This window comes from Burkholderia sp. Ac-20349 (genome assembly GCF_017104865.1).
GTDB lineage: Bacteria > Pseudomonadota > Gammaproteobacteria > Burkholderiales > Burkholderiaceae > Burkholderia > Burkholderia aenigmatica.
In genome coordinates this window covers 22,549-38,646 of the sequence record NZ_JAAGPM010000076.1, presented here as the reverse complement: position 1 = coordinate 38,646, position 16,098 = coordinate 22,549, and the positions used below count along the sequence as shown (strand labels likewise).

Here is a 16,098-nt window from a genome sequence, read left to right as displayed (position 1 = left end):
GCGCAGCGTGCCGTCCTGCGCGACTTCGGCGGGAATCGTGTTGACGCGGCCGATGAAGTCCGCGACGAACGGCGACGCGGGCTGCCGGTAGATTTCGAGCGGCGTGCCGATCTGCTCGATTACGCCGAAGTCGCGCAGGACGGCACGCTGGGCGCCGGCTCGTGAGCGACGGCGTGCCGCCGGCAGGGCGGGTCGCGTCGGCCGTGTGAGGCAGCGCGCGACACGACGGTGCGTGCACGCGCCCGTGCCGAGGGACATGATTCGTCCACCTTCACATTCATGCCACGTTGCGTCGGCAACAATCGCGGGCAGATAGTCGACAATCTTGCGGCGCATCCCGCGACCGCAAGCCCTTTCCGAGGAAACGCCATGCTCAAGACGCTCGCCCGCGCCGCTGCCGCACTCGCCGTCGCTTCCGCTTCACTGCCCGCCACCGCGCAGACCAGCTACGACTACCTGTTGCTCGCCGCGTCGTGGGAGCCCGGCTTCTGCGCGTCGCACGATACGCCCGAATGCACGAACCTCGCCGGCACGTATGCGGCGACGAGCCTGTCGCTGCATGGCCTGTGGCCGAACAACTACGACGGCAACCAGCCGTTCTACTGCGGCGTGCCGCAGAGCGACATCGACCTCGACAACGCGCACCAGTGGTGCAGCATGGACGCCTACCCGATCAGCAGCGCGACCCGCAACACGCTGTCGACGTACATGCCGGGCGTCGCGTCGTGTCTCGACAAGCACGAATGGTTCAAGCACGGCACCTGCTCGAACTCGGCATCGCCCGATGCGTACTGGAACCAGGCGTCCGGGATGATCAGCCGGCTCGGCAACACGTCGTTCAACGCGTTCCTGCAGGCGAACGCGGGCAAGACGGTCACGCGCAACCAGTTGCTGTCGGCTTTCGAAGGCGCGTTCGGCAGCAATACGCGCAGCGCGGTGTCGCTGAAGTGCACGAAGACGAACGGCGTCAGCTATTTCACCGAGGCGTGGATCGCGGTGAAGACGAATGCGACCACGCAGTTCCCGAGCGCCGCATCGCTCGTGACGGACGGCAATACGCAGGGCACGTGCCCGACGTCGGGCGTGTATATCGCGAAGTAACGCGGAGGCGGGGCGGCACGCAGCGGCAGGGGCTGCGCGTGCCTGAACCCGCGCAATTCGACACGGCATCCGCGCGGATGCGCGACAACTTCGGGCCGCCTGGCCAATTCGCGGCGGGTGCCCGGCTGCATCCGCGCGATCCGCGTGAATCGGCCGACGCCGTTGACCCGTCACGCTCGCGCGTACGCTTGGTGCGCTTACGCGAGCAGCCGCAACGCGTCCGCGAGCGACAGCACCGTCGTGCGTGATTCGAAGGCGGTGGCGAACAGGTGCTCGTGGACCACCGGATCCGGGTCGTAGCAGCAATCCTTGACCGTATAAAGGCGGAAGTCCGCGTCGCTCGCGTGGGCGATCGACGACAGCATCACGCCCGTCGACGCGATGCCGACCATGATCAGCGAATCGACGCCTTGCTCGACCAGCCGTGCCTGCAGATCGGTGCCGAAGAACACGCTGGCGCGGTGCGCGACGATCAGCGGTTCGTCGGCCTGCCGGCCGAGCTCCGGCGACGGGCCATCGTCGATGAAGAGACCGAGTTGCTTGATGCCCTGGCCGTTCTTGTTGCGCGGGCTGACCTCCGGATAGCCGGGGCTGAACCGGAGGTTCGCGAACCAGACGCCGATGCCGCTTGCCCGTGCCGCATCGCAGAGCCGGCGCGTATTGGCGAGCAACCCGGGCGCCACCGACGGAAACAGGCCGAGGATGTCGGTCTGGTAATGCATGACGAGCAGCGCGGTGCTTGCCGGCACGATTGCGGGAATCGGCGCGGACGTGCTGTCGTCGGGGTTCGTGCGGGCTGCCGTTGCGATATCCGGTGCGTTTTGCCGAGTCATGAACGAGGGTCTCCGATCGTCCGCGGGGAATTTCAGCGTCCCCGATTTGTACCGGAAAACCGGGTCGGCCGTCGATGCGATTTTCGTAGGGGCAGGTTGCTGCGGCGCACGGCAGCTTCCGTCAAACCGGCGCCACGATTGCTCGCGGCCGCAATATACTGGCGTGCGTTCGATCGGCCAACGGCCGGTTCGGGGCAGTGCAACGCCGATGTCGATGGTCGGCTGCGACTGCTCGCTGCTGCTGGCTTGCCGCTTTGCGTGGATCGCGCCCGAAGCGGCCAGGCCCGGCGCGATGCCATTTCATGTCACGTTGCGCCAACACGAGCTACACGTCATGCCAGTTACCGGATTCAATCACTACAATCTGCGAGCGGATCGGCCGACACTCGATGTACTCCGCGATTTCTATGTCGACATCGTCGGCTTGCGGGAAGGGTTTCGCCCGCCGTTCAAGCGCTTCGGGTACTGGTTGTATGCGGGCACGCAGGCCGTGCTGCATCTGACGGAAGCGCGGCCGGACGAGTCCCGCCCGTCGAACGTCGTCAATACGTTCGATCACGTTGCGTTTTCCTGCGCAGACGCCGACGCAATGGCGCTTCATCTGACCGAGGCCAACGTGGCATTCAGGCGCGAGCACGTTCCGCTCACGGGGCAGATGCAGATTTTCTTCCGCGATCCGGCAGGCAACGGCGTCGAGTTGAATTTCGCGCAAGCCGAATGACCGCGCCGGGCGTTTGCCTTCGGGCGACGCATGCGTTGTCGGTCGCGCGCCAGGGCTGATCGTTTCGGAACGGCGACCGCTCCGTCACCGGCGTGCCGGAAACAGGAAAAAATCGACCGGCACGTAATCGGTTCGGCAAACGCCGGCCGGGCTACCCCATCTTCGACGGCGGCTCGAATCCGGAGCTGACGCGGGCGATGCGACCGCAGCATCGAAATCAATGACATTCGACGATCGGCTAGCTCGTGACGCTTCACAGCTAGCGCGCCAGATCGCAATGAATCTGCAGGCTTTCGGTGGCGTTGCGGTGAATCTGAAACCCGTGCCGCATCAGTGCGGCCTGGATCTGCGCGAGAGCCGACGCGCATCGCCGCACGCGGCGCTGCTGCCAGAACGGCGGCGTGAATACGCCCAGCGGCAGCATCCGTACGCGCCGGCCGTTCAAAGTGAATGAGACGTCGATATGCGTTCCATCGACATCGTGTCCGTTGCTGCCGAAAATATCGGCCAGTTCGTCGCGGCGGGCGGGATAGAGCAGGCGGAACGTGGCGATTCCCAGTGCGCGAAACTGACGACGGGCAAAACCGAGCCCGGACGCGCGCGGCTCGAAGCCGCGCGTCAGGATCAGGCTGATCCCGGCAGGCAACCCGGTCTGGATCGCCTGCAGCTTGCCGAGGACATGCGCATCCACGTGGACGTGTCGCGCGGGCCAGCGCGGCCGGATCTGCACGCCGGCGTGGACACCGGGCGGCAGCGTGAGCAGATTCGAATGCATCGTCAGACTATCCATCTCCATGGGCTCAATGGGCCATAAGAACGGGCCGCTGCGGGGTCATGCCGCCTTCGAGCATGTGGCGCATGCCGATATCAGCCGGCCGTCGGTGCAGCGGCTCAGTCGGGCATGGCGCCGGCGCGTCGGAAGATCGACCACCCCGAATACGTCGGCAGTCACTCCAGCGGCGGCGTGCTGGAACGCCGGCAATATAAACCGACCATGTTATCCCGGCACCGACCCGGCGGACGAGGGGCACGCCGTCTTCGACGATCGGGTTCGGCCAGGAGCAGAAGGTCGACGTCGCCAATTGGATCGTCGACAATGAGCGCCGCAACGCTTCCTTCCAATGCGCCGCACGGATACCTGAGGGTAGAGAGCCTGCGGCAGCACTACCCGCTACGAGAGGGAAAATGGGCCGCCTACGAAAGACAATGGCATCGATTCGTATCATTGGCGACGATCTCCACCCGGATGAAATTACAAGCCTGCTCCGTTGTACCCCGACAGAGTCTCAATCGAAGGGTGACGAACTGGTTGGCAAAAGAGACGGGCGTTCACGCATCGCTGCATTCGGACGCTGGTCGTTGAAGGCTCCGGCACAAGAGCCGGGTAACCTGGACGCACAGGTCGCATGGCTGTTGACTGCAACAACGAGCGATCTCGATGCGTGGCAATCAATTGCCGCACGTTACAAAGTCGATCTATTTTGTGGTCTCTTCATGGATCAGTGGAACGACGGCGAATCCATCTCCGCTGCCTCCCTGTTGGCGCTAGGATCACGACACATTCAGCTGGATCTCGACATATACGGGGCCGCCATTGGCGAGCCAGAAGGTTCGGGCGAAATTTCCAACGTCCGTTTATAGGCGACGAGACTGTCCCTTGTGGGTCGATCAGGGCCATCTGCGGCAGTCGATAGTCGGCCATGACGATTCACCCGTGACGTCCGAGGTCAGGACGCTCGGACGTCGCCGCATACTTCGCAAACGATCGTTGGACGTCGACGGTGGAGCGTCGCTCAATCGTCGTGTTGACGAGAGATTTCGCGAAAGTCCGACACCCTGCGCCGATCTCGAGCGCGAGATGAATCTCGCCGCGCGTCATGCGGTGCACCGGGTCACCCGGTTCCGCCGTTCGGGTTGCGCTCATTCTCTTCACGTCGATACATGCGCTGACATGACATGCGATCTGCGGCGACGCGGGTATCGCACGCGACGCAATCATTGGCCCGCTGGCGGCTGATTCGCTTTCTATACTGTTTACGTTGCCGAGTTATCAAGGGCATGCGTGCGTCAGCAACGCACACGTCCGACAAATCCCGGGGTAAACGAAAACTGCACCTGCCGCAAACGCTTGCGGCCGGTCGGTGAAGTTCGTCCCGTGCATGGACGGGATAACGTGGATGGGCTCCTTAACCATCGGAGGCAATATGGCGACATACATCGTATTGATGAATTGGACCGACCAGGGCGCGCAGTCGGTGAAAGACACGGTCCAGCGAGCGAAGTCGTTTCAGGAAGGGGCGCAGGCGATGGGCGTCACCGTCAGCTCGCTCAAATGGACACTCGGGCCTTACGACATCGTCGCGACACTCGATGCGCCCGACGACGAAACCGCGACGCGGCTGGGACTGATGGTGGCGCAATTAGGCAATGTTCGAACCGTCAGTATGCGTGCTTTCGGCGAGGCGGAAATGGAGAGGATCGTCGGCGGCATGAAGTGAAGCCTTGACGCGCGAGAGGCAACAGCCATCGACCGAGATGAAGCAGGCGTCCTGGAAGCCGGCGGGTTGCCGTCGCATCGTGGCGTCACGGGTATGGCTCACGCGCCACGCGCATAGCGCAGGCAAAGGCCAACGATGCGGGCGGCAAGCGTGTAGCGTGACGCCATGCTCGCGCGCCTCGACATGAGCCGGATGCCTGCGCTGCTGTGCTCCCGGTGGTCGATCAATGACAAGGAACAGCGCCGCTTATACGGGAAGCTTGTATGAGCGGGCAGCTTTCCTGCGCGACATCGGTAACCGGGTCACTGCCGTCATCCGCGCCCCTCGCGACGAAACGCTCGCAATCATCCGTCTAATCATTGTTGCCATTGCCGGCCCGCACTCGGGCTGTTTTCATGCCCGCGTCGGCCGCCGCTCAGGTGGGCTCAGGTGCTGGCGTGCTGACGTTCGCCAGAGTTGGCGAGAAACGCGATCGCAGACGCCGCCGTATCGGCAAGACGATAGGTGTCCGCACCGAATACTTGTCCGCGAGTGGCCGTACCGAGCGACCGTTTGGCTCTGATATCCGCCGTCGTGCGTCTGACGAGCCGACCGTCGGCCGTGGGGCGATCAGGGTCATCTGCGGAGGTCGACAGTCGGCCAGGAACGGTCTTTCGACAGAAGCGTCTATTTCGTTGAAAATCGCCGATTGCGGACGGACATCGAAAAGGGGCATCTGATGCATCTCAATCCGGACCATTACTTGCAGACCGATGCCGGCCGGGTCTTTACGATTGAACGTAACGCTGCGGCATGGGAACAGTTGTACGCGGATTTGTCAGCGGCGCTCCTGACGGACCGGCGACGGATAGTCATGGTGATCGGGGTTCAAGGTGCGGGGAAATCAACCTGGACCCGGAACCAGGTATCGACATCAAACGACGCCATCTACGTCGATTCGACGTTCGCAACCGCGAATCGCCGCTCGAACGTCATTGCAATTGCAAATGCAGCCGGGGTCCCGATCTCTGCGGTGTGGTTGAAGGTCGAGTTGGAGACCGCGCTTCGCCGCAACAGAAACCGACCGATTGACGAGATAGTTCCCGACGCCGCTGTCGAGAACGTCTTCAAAATCTTCGAGCCGCCATCGCTCGGCGAAGGCTTCTGTGAAGTGGTCATTCTCGGCGATGCATTCGATTCCATTCAGCAGAGCAGCGATCACCGCCCCGGTTGTTAAAGGCCGGCTTTGGGGAAGCGTGAGCGTCCGCTTCGGGTCGTTTCGAGCCGGTAACGGACCACCGGGGAGGTATCCGACGGCGTTCGGTCCGGCCACGATGAGCCGTTCTCGACCGGCGCCCGCATTGGCGCTCGAGTGTCGGCGTGACGCGTGCGGCGATTCGCTCGAAACTCGTTCTGCGATCTACCGCCCCCGATTGTCTTGATCGCCGTGCTTGCCGTGCAGCAAAATGCGTGTCCTGTCGCCCGGGCGGCCCCGATGCGTGACGCACGGGAAGGCGTGAACCTCCCGCATGGGGCGCAAACGCCGGCTGCCAGGCGGCGTGTTGCGCCGTCCGGATTCGCGGCACCTGCCCGGGTGCGGCTCGCGCGACGATGTGCGATGACTGAAATGAGAGATGGAATGACGACACCATTCGACGAGGCAACCACGGCGGCGATCGCCGCGTTTGCCCAACTGGATTTCTACACGGCTGTGCAAGCGATGCGCGCCGAGGCCGATTACGACCGCGAACTGGATCAGTGGATCTCGCGCTACATCGACGAGGACGGCGGCGGCGCGGACGATGCGGCGTACGACGCCTTGCACGCGCAGGCCCAGGCAACCCCGGAATACGCGCAGTTCGTCGATGCGGTTCGCGGGGAAATCCTGGAATACTTCGGCGTGACCGACGATCAACTGGACTGGATGGTCGTGCTGCGCAATGACGATAGCGACGAGCTGTGGGCGGAAGTCAACCGGCAGCGGAGCGCGCTGGGCACCGGTGAAGTGCGCGGCGATCTCTGATCATCGCTTGCCATTGGGGGTTCGAGTCGTGCCGGGGGCGGGGCTGGCGTGAGACCAGTCACGCGGTGCGCCGGGCGCTCCGTTGCTGCAACCGATCCGCTAACGGAGCAGAAGCCATCGGATCTGCGGAACGCGTGACCGTTGTGCGCTGACACGAGCCCTCGGAGGTGCAACGGCTCGACCGGCAGCAATGGGTCGATTGCCGCCGACGCCCCGATGTCTCATTGAGCGCGCCGGCACGCGCCACTACGAATCGGCCGCCGTTGTGCCACATGACGCACGCTGGCCTTCGTCACCTCAAAAAATCGACCGCCCCGAATAAGTCGTCAGCCACTCCAGCGCCAGCTGGCCCGCCAGCGAGTTCCCGTTCGCATCGAGCCCCGGCGCCCACACGCACACGGCCATCTCGCCGGGCAGCACCGCGACGATCCCGCCGCCGACACCGCTTTTGGCCGGCAGCCCGACGCGGTACACGAAGTCACCCGCTGCATCGTAGGTGCCGCAGGTCAGCATCAGTGCCGACAGCCGCTTCGCGGAACTCGAATCGACGATCCGCTCGCCGGTGACCGGCGCTACGCCGCCGTTCGCGAGGAACAACGCGGCGCGCGCGAGCTCGACGCAGTTCATCGTGATCGCGCACTGGCGGCAATACGCGTCGATCACCGTGTCGGGCGGCATCTGCATGTTGCCGAAGCTCGCCATGAAGTGCGCCATCGCGCGGTTGCGCTCCGCGTGCTGCAGCTCCGATTGCGCGACGCGCGAATCGTAGTCGATGTCGTTCGTGCCGATCAGCCGCCGCACGAATTCGACGAGCGCCGTCTCGGCCTTCACGAAGCGGCGGCACAGCACGTCGGTGACGACCAGCGCGCCCGCGTTGATGAACGGATTGCGCGGCTTGCCGCGCTCGCTTTCGAGCTGGACCAGCGAGTTGAACGCGTTGCCGGACGGCTCGCGGCCGACCCGTTCCCACAGTTCGTCGCCCAGCAGCTGGAACGCAAGCGTGCACGCGAACAGCTTCGAGATGCTCTGGATCGAGAAGCGCTCGTGCGCGTCGCCGACCGTGCAAACGTTTCCGTCCAGCGTGACGACGGCCATCCCGAACTTGTCGGCGGGCACTTTCGCGAGCTCGGGAATATAGTCGGCGACCCGCCCCTGGCCAATCCAGGGGGCAAGTTCGGTGTGGATGCGTTCGAGGATCGATTGGTAATTCATCAAGTCAGGCGGGCAGGGCATGGCCCGGATTCAGGCGAGCCCGTATGGAACCGTCCCGGCGCCGATTCGTCAAGCACGGCCGTTATCGCGCCCTTATTTTCAAGACCTCTAAACAGGCAATCGGCGGGCGCAGTATCATGCGGTACGTTTCGGCCGATGGCCGGCGTCCGGCACCGGCCGGCGCCGTCGCGGCTTCCCCGATGATTCGAACGCTGCCCATGTCTTTTCGCATCCTGCTCGTCGAAGACGACACCCGCCTGTCCACGCTGATCGCTGGCTACCTGCGCAAGAACGACTATGAAGTCGACACTGTGCTGCATGGTGACGCCGCGGTGCCGGCGATCCTGTCCATTCGCCCCGATCTCGTCATTCTCGACGTGAACCTGCCGGGCAAGGACGGCTTCGAAATCTGCCGCGAGGCGCGCAAGCATTACGACGGCGTGATCATCATGGTGACGGCCCGCGACGAGCCGTTCGACGAACTGCTCGGCCTCGAGTTCGGCGCGGACGACTACGTGCACAAGCCGGTCGAGCCGCGCATCCTGCTCGCGCGGATCAAGGCCCAGCTGCGCCGCGCGCCGGCGCGCGTGGCCGAGAGCGCTGCGCCGCAACCCGAGCGCTACGCGTTCGGCAAGTTCTCGATCGACCGCACCGACCGTTCCGTCGTGCTGCCCGACGGCAGCACGCCCGACCTGACGTCGGCCGAATTCGACCTGCTGTGGGCGCTCGTGTGCCATGCGGGCGAAGTCGTCAGCCGCGACGACCTGATGCTGCAGTTGCGCGGCGTCGAATTCGACGGCCTCGACCGCACGATCGACGGGCGCATCTCGAAGCTGCGCCGCAAGCTGCGCGACGACGCAAGCAACCCGCAGCGGATCAAGACGATCCGCAGCAAGGGTTATCAATTCAGCAAGCACGCGTGGGAATGACGCGGCCTTCGTGCGACGCCGTCACGTTCCGCGCGGGCTTTCCACCCGCCGGCCGGGAGCCGAGATGATCCGACGAACCCGTTCGCACCCCGATGCACCGCCGCTGCCGACCCTGCGCTATGTCAAATGGCGCTGGCTGCATTTCCGCCGCGCGTGGACCGACACGCGCGCCGACCGCATTCCGAGCTGGTCGCGCCTTTACGTGCGCACTTACCTGCATCTGCTCGGCCTCGTGCTGCTGACCGCGCTCGTGCCGGCGCTCGCGCTGTGCGTCGAATTGTCGCCGCAGGTCGTGTGGCATGCATTCGACTCGCTACCGGGCGACATCTGGATCGTGCTCGTGTTCGTATTCGCCGCGCCCGCGCTGGCGGCGTACCGGTGGATGCGGCCGGTGTGGTCGGATCTCGTGATGGTGCGCGAGCGCGCCATCGATTTCACGGGCGGGCGCTTCAACACCCGCGCGCGCGAATCGCACAGCGTGATCATCGGCCCGCTCGCGCGGACGCTGAATGCGCTCGCGATCCGCATGGAACGGCTGATCGCCGCGCAGCGCGATCTGACCAACGGTATCTCGCACGAGCTGCGCACGCCGCTCGCGCGCGTGCGTTTCGCGCTCGAAATGCTGCGCGAGCCGGGTTCCGCGGCCGAATACCAGGCGGCGCTCGAGAGCATCGCGCAGGACGTGACCGAGCTCGAGGAACTGATCGACATGAGCCTCACGTTTGCACGGCTCGAATACAGCTCGCTGCAGTCGAACCTCGAGATGACGGCCCCCGTCGCGTGGTTCGAGCATCAGGTCAACGATGCGCAACTGCTGTATCCGGAACGGGCGATCGACGCGCACATCGCGATCGCGTCGGACCTGCGCGTGAAGATGGACCGGCGGCTGATGTCGTACGCGATGCGCAACCTGTTGCGCAACGCGAGCAAGTACGCGAAATCGCGGATCGTCGTCGGGATTTCGCTCGTGCACGGCAACATCGGGATCTTCGTCGAGGACGACGGCCCCGGCGTGCCGGAAAGCGAGCGCGAGCGCATCTTCGACGCATTCGTGCGCCTCGACCGCCGCACCGGCGGCTATGGCCTCGGCCTGTCGATCACGCGACAGGTACTGCATGCGCACAACGGCCGGATCGCGGTCGTCGATCCGGTCGAGCTCGGCGGCGCGCGCTTCGAGATCAGCTGGCCGGTCTAGCGAGACGCCGCACGCGCCCCAACCGTCGACAGCAGCAATCGCACGACAGCACGACAGCACACAGCCGCGCGCGCCGGATTCGGGCGCGTCGCCGGCCTTTCTCGCCGTACCTTTCCCGTCTCGATGCCTTCCCGCCGCGCCGTCGCATGACGATTCGTTTGCAGCGCGAGCGCACTTTGCATTACGATTGCAATTGCAACTATATGGGCGGGCCAGTCCGTGCAGGCGGAGGCGGGCGGCCCGCGACGCAGCAGTGAAGCCGGGGCCGCCATGATGGCCGCCCCCTTGTTCATGCATTCCTGTCCGGGTCATACATCATGCGGCTTTTGAATATCGTGTCTTCTCCTCGCGGCGCCAGGTCGGCTTCGATCGCGGTCGCCAATGCTTTTGTCGATGCGTACCGGAAGACGGGCGCAACGATCGACGTCGATACGCTGAATGTCTGGGAAGAAGATTTGCCGGATTTTGGCAGCGACGCGATCGGCGCCAAGTACAAGGGCGTCGCAAACGCGCCGATGGATGAGGCGGAACAGTCGATCTGGCGGCGCATCCAGTCGCTCGTGAAGCGCTTTCAGGAGGCGGACCGGATCGTCGTCGGCGTGCCGATGTGGAATTTCGGCTATCCGTACAAGCTCAAGCAACTGATCGATCTCGTCAGCCAGCGGAACATGCTGTTTACGTTCGACGGCACCGCCTACGCGCCGCTGCTGGAGATTCCGCGCGCGCTGGTCATCCATGTGCGCGGACAGAGCCAGGAGGCCGGCGCGGGCGCCGACAATCCCGGGTTCCGGCATCAGGCCGACTACATCGAATTCTGGTTGAGGTTCATTGGCGTGAGCGAGGTCAGAAGCCTGACCGTCGAACACACGTGGGGGGCGCGGGCCAGCGACAGCATCGAGCGGGCGCAAGCCCGGGCGGTCGCGATGGCCGCGGCGTTCTGATCCGGGCGCGCGGCGCGACGGATGGGCGGATGCCGCCGAAGCGGCATCCGCATACGCTCATCAATACGTGCGGCCGAGCTGCAGGTAGAAGTTGCGACGGCCGCCGGGCGCGAGCGCCACGCCGATGTAGACGGGCCCGAACGCGGTCGACAGGCTCGTGAAGAACGTATAGCTCTGCTTGAGGGCGCCGCCGCCGATCTGCTGGCCGCTCGACCAGACGTTGCCGACTTCCGCGCTGGCGCCCACCGACAGCGCCTTGACCGGCGACGCGTTGAACGTCATCAGCTGGTTCATGTAGGTCACCTGCGCGTACGCGAGCTCGTTGCCGTTCAACTGGTCGGCCGCATACGCGGACAGATGCTGGAAGCCCCCGAGCGTGAAGTTGAACGCGTTGATCAGGTTGGTGCCGCCGATGCTCTTGCCGCCTTCGATCGTCGCGCTGACGCTGTGCCGGCCGAACTGCTGTGCCACCATCGCCTTGCCGTAGATCTCGGTGTAGGGCGCGTTGGACGTATCGCCGAACGACTCCGCGGACTGACTGTTGTGCGACCACAGCGAGCGTTCGATGCGGAATTCGGTGTAGTAACCCTTGCGCGGGAACATCGGATCGTCGAGCTGATCGATGACGAGCCGTGCGCGCGCGGTCAGCGCCTGCGACGTGAAGCTCGGCCAGACCAGGCTCGTGCTGCCGTCGTCGGACTGGAGCGGCAGGTTGTAGTTCGGCGAGCCGTGCCCGGTCACGTAGCCGAGACCGATCCGGAAATCGCCGAGCCGCGCGATTGGCAGGCCGAAGTCGATCCCGGTGCGCGTCGTCTGCATCAGATACTGGTTCAGTTTCACATCGCCGCTGTCGTCATACAGGTTCGCGTAGCGGCGCTGGTATTCCGCGTACGGCGACAGATAGACGCCATAGGCCATCGACAGCGGCTGGCGGAACTCGATGCGCGCGGATTGCAGGTCGCTGCCGATCGTCGTGTCCGCGCGGAATTCGAGCCCCGAATCGGTGAGCCACGGCCGCCGGTAGCCGACGTGCAGGCGGAAACCGCCCTCATCGGTCGAGCTGCTCGACATGCCGAGCCCGAACAGCAGGAAATTCGGCCCCCAGTATTTCTCGCGCGCGTTGATTTCGAGCACGTTGTCGTCGCCGTGGCTCACGATCTGCTGCGTGACGCTTTCGAAGTTGCCGCCCGTCGTCAGCCCGAGCAGGTCCTGGCTGACTTCCTGCGGATCGTAGATGTCGCCGGGCTTCACGTGCAATGCGTTGCTGACGACCCGCTTCGGCACGCCGCCGCTCGTCTGGATCTCGATGCGCGTGATCCGGATCGGCGGCGGCAGCGGCTGCGCGTGGGCCGAACGGTACGCCGCGTACTGTTCCGGCGTGAGCGCGAAGCGCTGCAGTTTCGGCAGCGCCGCGGTCGCGGCGGCCGCGCCGGCGGCGATCGCCTGCTTCGCGTTCTGGAAGTCGGTGAACGCGAGCGAGCCGAGGTCCGGCGTGAGCAGCACGTCCTGCGCGTCGAGCTGCTTGCGCTGCGCGGTCACGTTCTGGCGGATCAGGATGCCGACCATCTGCTGCATCACGTCGGCGGGCGATGCGAGCGCATCGAGCGGGCGCAGTTGCGAGCCGATGTCCACCGCGATCACGACGTTCGCGCCCATCTGCCGCGCGGTGTCGACCGGCAGGTTGCTGACGAGCCCGCCGTCCACGAGCGCGCGCCCGTTGATCTCGGCGGGCGCGAACAGGCCCGGCATCGCCATGCTCGCGCGGATCGCGAGCGGCAGCGAGCCGTGGTCGAGCACCACCATCTGGCCCGTCTGCAGGTCGGTCGCGACCGCGCGGTACGGGATCGGCAGGCGGTCGAACGGCTGGTTGGTCGGCACGGCGGCTGTCCAGTTCGCGAGCAGCGCCTGCAGCCGGTTGCCCTGAACGAGACCGACCGGCGCCTTCACGCCGTTCTTGCCGAAGCCGAGCGTCAGCCCGTTGATGTACAGGCGTTCGTCTTCCCGGCTGGTTTGCGGCAGGTCCGCGCGGTCCGTCACGTCGAACGCGATGTCCGCGAGGTTGACCTCCGACAGCCGCTTCTGCATCTCGCCGGCAGCCATGCCGCTCGCGTACAGGCCGCCCACCACGGCGCCCATGCTGGTGCCCGCGATGCAGTCGATCGGGATGCGGTTGTCCTCCAGGACCTTCAGGACCCCGAGATGTGCGTAGCCGCGCGCGCCGCCGCCGGACAGCACGAGACCGATCGACGGCCGGCCGGCCGGGCCGCCGTCGGCCTCGCAGGTGTGCGCGGATGCGGCGGGCGGGGCAGCCGGCGCGCTGGCGGCGCTGGCCTGGGCAGCGGCGGATTCGGCGGCCGGCAGCGGTTGTGCTGCGACCGTGCAGCACCAGAAGGCGACGAGCGTCGTGCAAAGCGGGCGCACCCGCGCCCAGCGGAAGGAAACGGTCGCTGTCATGGTGGAAATACCTGGCGTGATCGGGCGTCTGAGGCCTGCCGGGAGCAGGCAAGACCGAGAGATTACCGTGTTTTACAGACACCATGCGAGAGGCTGTTGCGTAGCGGGAGGCGTCCGGACCGGCATTTTTGACAATTTCGTCGCGAAATAATCATCGGAATTGCCTAAAGTATCGGAACGATTTGCCGCTAAGGCCTTGATGGGGCTGCATGAACGCGCTGCGGAAATGCGGCGCGGCTGTCCTGGTTCGTTCGCTTACAAAGGTTTGATATGTCGACACCGCTGTTCGGAAAGTTGTTTGCGCAACCCGTTGCGATCGACCCTGGAACGGCGAGTACGCGGATTTATACGCACGAACGCGGCGTGGTGCTGAACCAGCCGTCGGTCGTCTGCTTCCGCAAGGCCGGTGCGACCGATGCGCGGCCGACGCTCGAGGCCGTCGGCGAGCTCGCGAAGGCGCTGCTCGGCCGCGAACCGGGGCATCTCGAAGCCGTGCGGCCGATGCGGCACGGCGTGATCGCCGATGCGCACGCGGCCGAGCAGATGATTCGCAGCTTCATCGACATGTCGCGCACGCGTTCGCGCTTCGGCCGCCGCGTCGAAGTCACGTTGTGCGTGCCGTCCGACGCGACCCCCGTCGAGCGCCGCGCGCTCCGCGAGGCCGCGTTCGCGGCGGGTGTATCGGAGGTCGAACTGATCGAGGAATCGCTGGCGGCCGGGCTCGGCGCAGGCCTGCCGGTGACCGAGCCGGTCGGATCGATGGTCGTCGATATCGGCGGCGGGACGACCGAGGTCGCGGTGATCGCGCTCGGCGGCATCGTCTACCGCGAGGCGATTCGCGTCGGCGGCAACCAGTTCGACGCGGCGATCGTCAACCACGTCCGCAACCTGTATGGCGTGCTGCTCGGCGAGCAGACGGCCGAGCACGTGAAGAAGACGATCGGCTCGGCTACCAGCGCGGTGCCGCGCACCTCGACGCGCGCGGTCGGGCGCAGCATCGGCGACGGCCTGCCGCGCTCGATCGAGCTGTCCAACCACGATGTGGCGGACGCGCTGGCCGCGCCGCTCAAGCAGGTGATCGGCGCGGTGAAGTCGGTGCTGGAAAATGCGCCGGCCGAGCTCGTGACCGACATCGCGCATCGCGGCGTGGTGCTGACGGGCGGCGGCGCGCTGCTCGCGGATCTCGAACGCCTGCTGTACGACGAGACGGGGCTCGTCGCCCGGATCGCCGACGAGCCGGCCACCTGCGCGGTGCGCGGCGCCGGCGAGGCGATGGGGCGGCTCGCGATGTGCCCGGTCGACTGATTCGGGCCGTGCCGGGCCGTGCAGCGCGGCGCGGCCATGCATCTTCTTTCGATCTCCGTATTGCCTGCCCGCTTCGCCGGGCACGCTGTTCCGGTCGACCTGCCGGAAGGCCGGCTGCCGTCCGGCATCGGTCCGTCGCGTGGACACCCGATTGCGCACCGTGCTAGCGTTACGCGCCCGTCCGGGGCCGGGCAAGCCGATCCGCCCGACGACCTGAGAGACCGAAAACCTTGAAAAACCACACCAAACGGGGCTTGTTTGCCCGAGCAGGCCGCCTGCTGGCCGTCATCGCGTGCCTCTGGGTTGCCGCGGCCATCGCGCTCGTTGCGTACGGGATGCGGATGCCGAGCGAGCCGGCCGATGTCGCGGTGATTTTCGGCAACGCGCTCGACGAGACCGGCGCGCCGAAGCCCGTGCTCGCCGCCAGGCTCGACGTCGGCGTGCGCTGCTACCGCACCGGGCAGTGCCCGGCGTTCCTCGTCAGCGGCGCGATCGACGGCCCCGGGCTGAACGAGGCGACCGCGATGCGCGACTATCTCGTGGCGCGCGGCGTGCCGGCCGACCGGATCGCCGTCGACGACCAGGGCGACAACACGCTGGCGACTGCGCAGCACACGCTCGCGTACCTGCAGGCGCACCGCCTGTCGCGCGTGCTGATCGTCAGCCAGTATTACCACCTCGCGCGGGTGCGTCTCGCGTTCGAGCGCGTCGGCATTGCACGGGGGAACATCTCCGCCGCGTATCCGGGCCGTTTCCAGTTGCGCGATATCTATTCGAGCTGGCGCGAAGTGCCGGCCTACGCCGTGTATGCGGTGCGGTTGTGGGTGAATCCCGATGCGAAGCCCGTCTCGTTCCGGCCGATGCTTTATCTGATGAGCCTGTTTTCGTAACGCGCTGCGGTGTTTCG

At 65.6% G+C, this 16,098-nt stretch carries 15 protein-coding genes and 1 pseudogene; 11 read left to right on the top strand and 5 right to left on the bottom strand.

The window, feature by feature from the left end:
• Positions 1–153 (bottom strand): annotated as a pseudogene (locus G3N61_RS40295) (putative 2-aminoethylphosphonate ABC transporter ATP-binding protein); the annotation flags it as partial.
• Positions 154–369: 216 nt separating this feature from the next.
• Here G3N61_RS40295 and G3N61_RS23615 point away from each other — a divergent pair.
• The gene (locus G3N61_RS23615) at positions 370–1,101 is read left to right on the top strand and encodes a ribonuclease T2 (RefSeq protein ID WP_205823718.1); all 732 of its coding nucleotides are present in this window, start codon (positions 370–372) and stop codon (positions 1,099–1,101) included.
• 197 nt (positions 1,102–1,298) lie between these two features.
• Here G3N61_RS23615 and G3N61_RS23610 read toward each other — a convergent pair whose 3' ends face one another.
• Positions 1,299–1,934 (bottom strand): isochorismatase family cysteine hydrolase, encoded by a 636-nt coding sequence (locus G3N61_RS23610; RefSeq protein ID WP_205823717.1) that lies wholly within the window; start codon positions 1,932–1,934, stop codon positions 1,299–1,301.
• A 334-nt stretch (positions 1,935–2,268) separates the two neighbouring features.
• Here G3N61_RS23610 and G3N61_RS23605 point away from each other — a divergent pair, with 334 nt between their 5' ends.
• Positions 2,269–2,655, top strand: coding sequence for a VOC family protein (locus tag G3N61_RS23605; RefSeq protein ID WP_205823719.1), 387 nt, complete (start codon positions 2,269–2,271; stop codon positions 2,653–2,655).
• A gap of 259 nt (positions 2,656–2,914) precedes the next feature.
• Here G3N61_RS23605 and G3N61_RS23600 read toward each other — a convergent pair whose 3' ends face one another.
• Positions 2,915–3,385 carry a hypothetical protein gene (locus G3N61_RS23600; RefSeq protein ID WP_346778583.1) on the bottom strand — a complete coding sequence of 157 codons (471 nt, stop codon included), beginning with the start codon at positions 3,383–3,385 and terminating at the stop codon, positions 2,915–2,917.
• Positions 3,386–3,861: 476 nt separating this feature from the next.
• On the opposite strand from G3N61_RS23600, the gene G3N61_RS23595 reads away from it, so the two are divergent.
• The 4 genes from G3N61_RS23595 to G3N61_RS23580 all read left to right on the top strand — a co-directional run bounded on the left by G3N61_RS23595 (position 3,862) and on the right by G3N61_RS23580 (position 7,155).
• On the top strand, positions 3,862–4,296 hold the full coding sequence (locus G3N61_RS23595; protein ID WP_241017876.1) for a DUF4279 domain-containing protein: 435 nt from the start codon (positions 3,862–3,864) through the stop codon (positions 4,294–4,296).
• A gap of 563 nt (positions 4,297–4,859) precedes the next feature.
• Positions 4,860–5,153 (top strand): GYD domain-containing protein, encoded by a 294-nt coding sequence (locus G3N61_RS23590; RefSeq protein ID WP_043181372.1) that lies wholly within the window; start codon positions 4,860–4,862, stop codon positions 5,151–5,153.
• 718 nt (positions 5,154–5,871) lie between these two features.
• Positions 5,872–6,369 carry an AAA family ATPase gene (locus G3N61_RS23585; RefSeq protein ID WP_205823714.1) on the top strand — a complete coding sequence of 166 codons (498 nt, stop codon included), beginning with the start codon at positions 5,872–5,874 and terminating at the stop codon, positions 6,367–6,369.
• A 402-nt stretch (positions 6,370–6,771) separates the two neighbouring features.
• Entirely contained in the window at positions 6,772–7,155 is a 384-nt protein-coding gene (locus G3N61_RS23580) for a hypothetical protein (RefSeq protein ID WP_043180137.1), read from the top strand.
• Between the two features lie 297 nt (positions 7,156–7,452).
• On the opposite strand, the gene G3N61_RS23575 is transcribed toward G3N61_RS23580, so the two are convergent.
• On the bottom strand, positions 7,453–8,367 hold the full coding sequence (locus G3N61_RS23575; protein ID WP_205823713.1) for a glutaminase: 915 nt from the start codon (positions 8,365–8,367) through the stop codon (positions 7,453–7,455).
• A 218-nt stretch (positions 8,368–8,585) separates the two neighbouring features.
• Here G3N61_RS23575 and G3N61_RS23570 point away from each other — a divergent pair, with 218 nt between their 5' ends.
• From G3N61_RS23570 to G3N61_RS23560, 3 genes are all read left to right on the top strand, one after another.
• Positions 8,586–9,296: a response regulator gene (locus G3N61_RS23570; protein WP_205823712.1), complete on the top strand. Its 711-nt coding sequence runs from the start codon at positions 8,586–8,588 to the stop codon at positions 9,294–9,296.
• 64 nt (positions 9,297–9,360) lie between these two features.
• On the top strand, positions 9,361–10,491 hold the full coding sequence (locus tag G3N61_RS23565; RefSeq protein WP_089452182.1) for an ATP-binding protein: 1,131 nt from the start codon (positions 9,361–9,363) through the stop codon (positions 10,489–10,491).
• Positions 10,492–10,808: 317 nt separating this feature from the next.
• The gene (locus tag G3N61_RS23560) at positions 10,809–11,432 is read left to right on the top strand and encodes an NAD(P)H-dependent oxidoreductase (protein WP_089452183.1); all 624 of its coding nucleotides are present in this window, start codon (positions 10,809–10,811) and stop codon (positions 11,430–11,432) included.
• A 60-nt stretch (positions 11,433–11,492) separates the two neighbouring features.
• On the opposite strand, the gene G3N61_RS23555 is transcribed toward G3N61_RS23560, so the two are convergent.
• Positions 11,493–13,886: a patatin-like phospholipase family protein gene (locus G3N61_RS23555; RefSeq protein WP_043180127.1), complete on the bottom strand. Its 2,394-nt coding sequence runs from the start codon at positions 13,884–13,886 to the stop codon at positions 11,493–11,495.
• 270 nt (positions 13,887–14,156) lie between these two features.
• On the opposite strand from G3N61_RS23555, the gene G3N61_RS23550 reads away from it, so the two are divergent.
• A complete protein-coding gene (locus G3N61_RS23550) occupies positions 14,157–15,191 on the top strand; it encodes a rod shape-determining protein (RefSeq protein WP_043180125.1) in 1,035 nt (344 codons plus the stop codon).
• Positions 15,192–15,421: 230 nt separating this feature from the next.
• Entirely contained in the window at positions 15,422–16,081 is a 660-nt protein-coding gene (locus tag G3N61_RS23545) for a YdcF family protein (RefSeq protein WP_089452224.1), read from the top strand.
• Positions 16,082–16,098 lie beyond the last annotated feature (17 nt).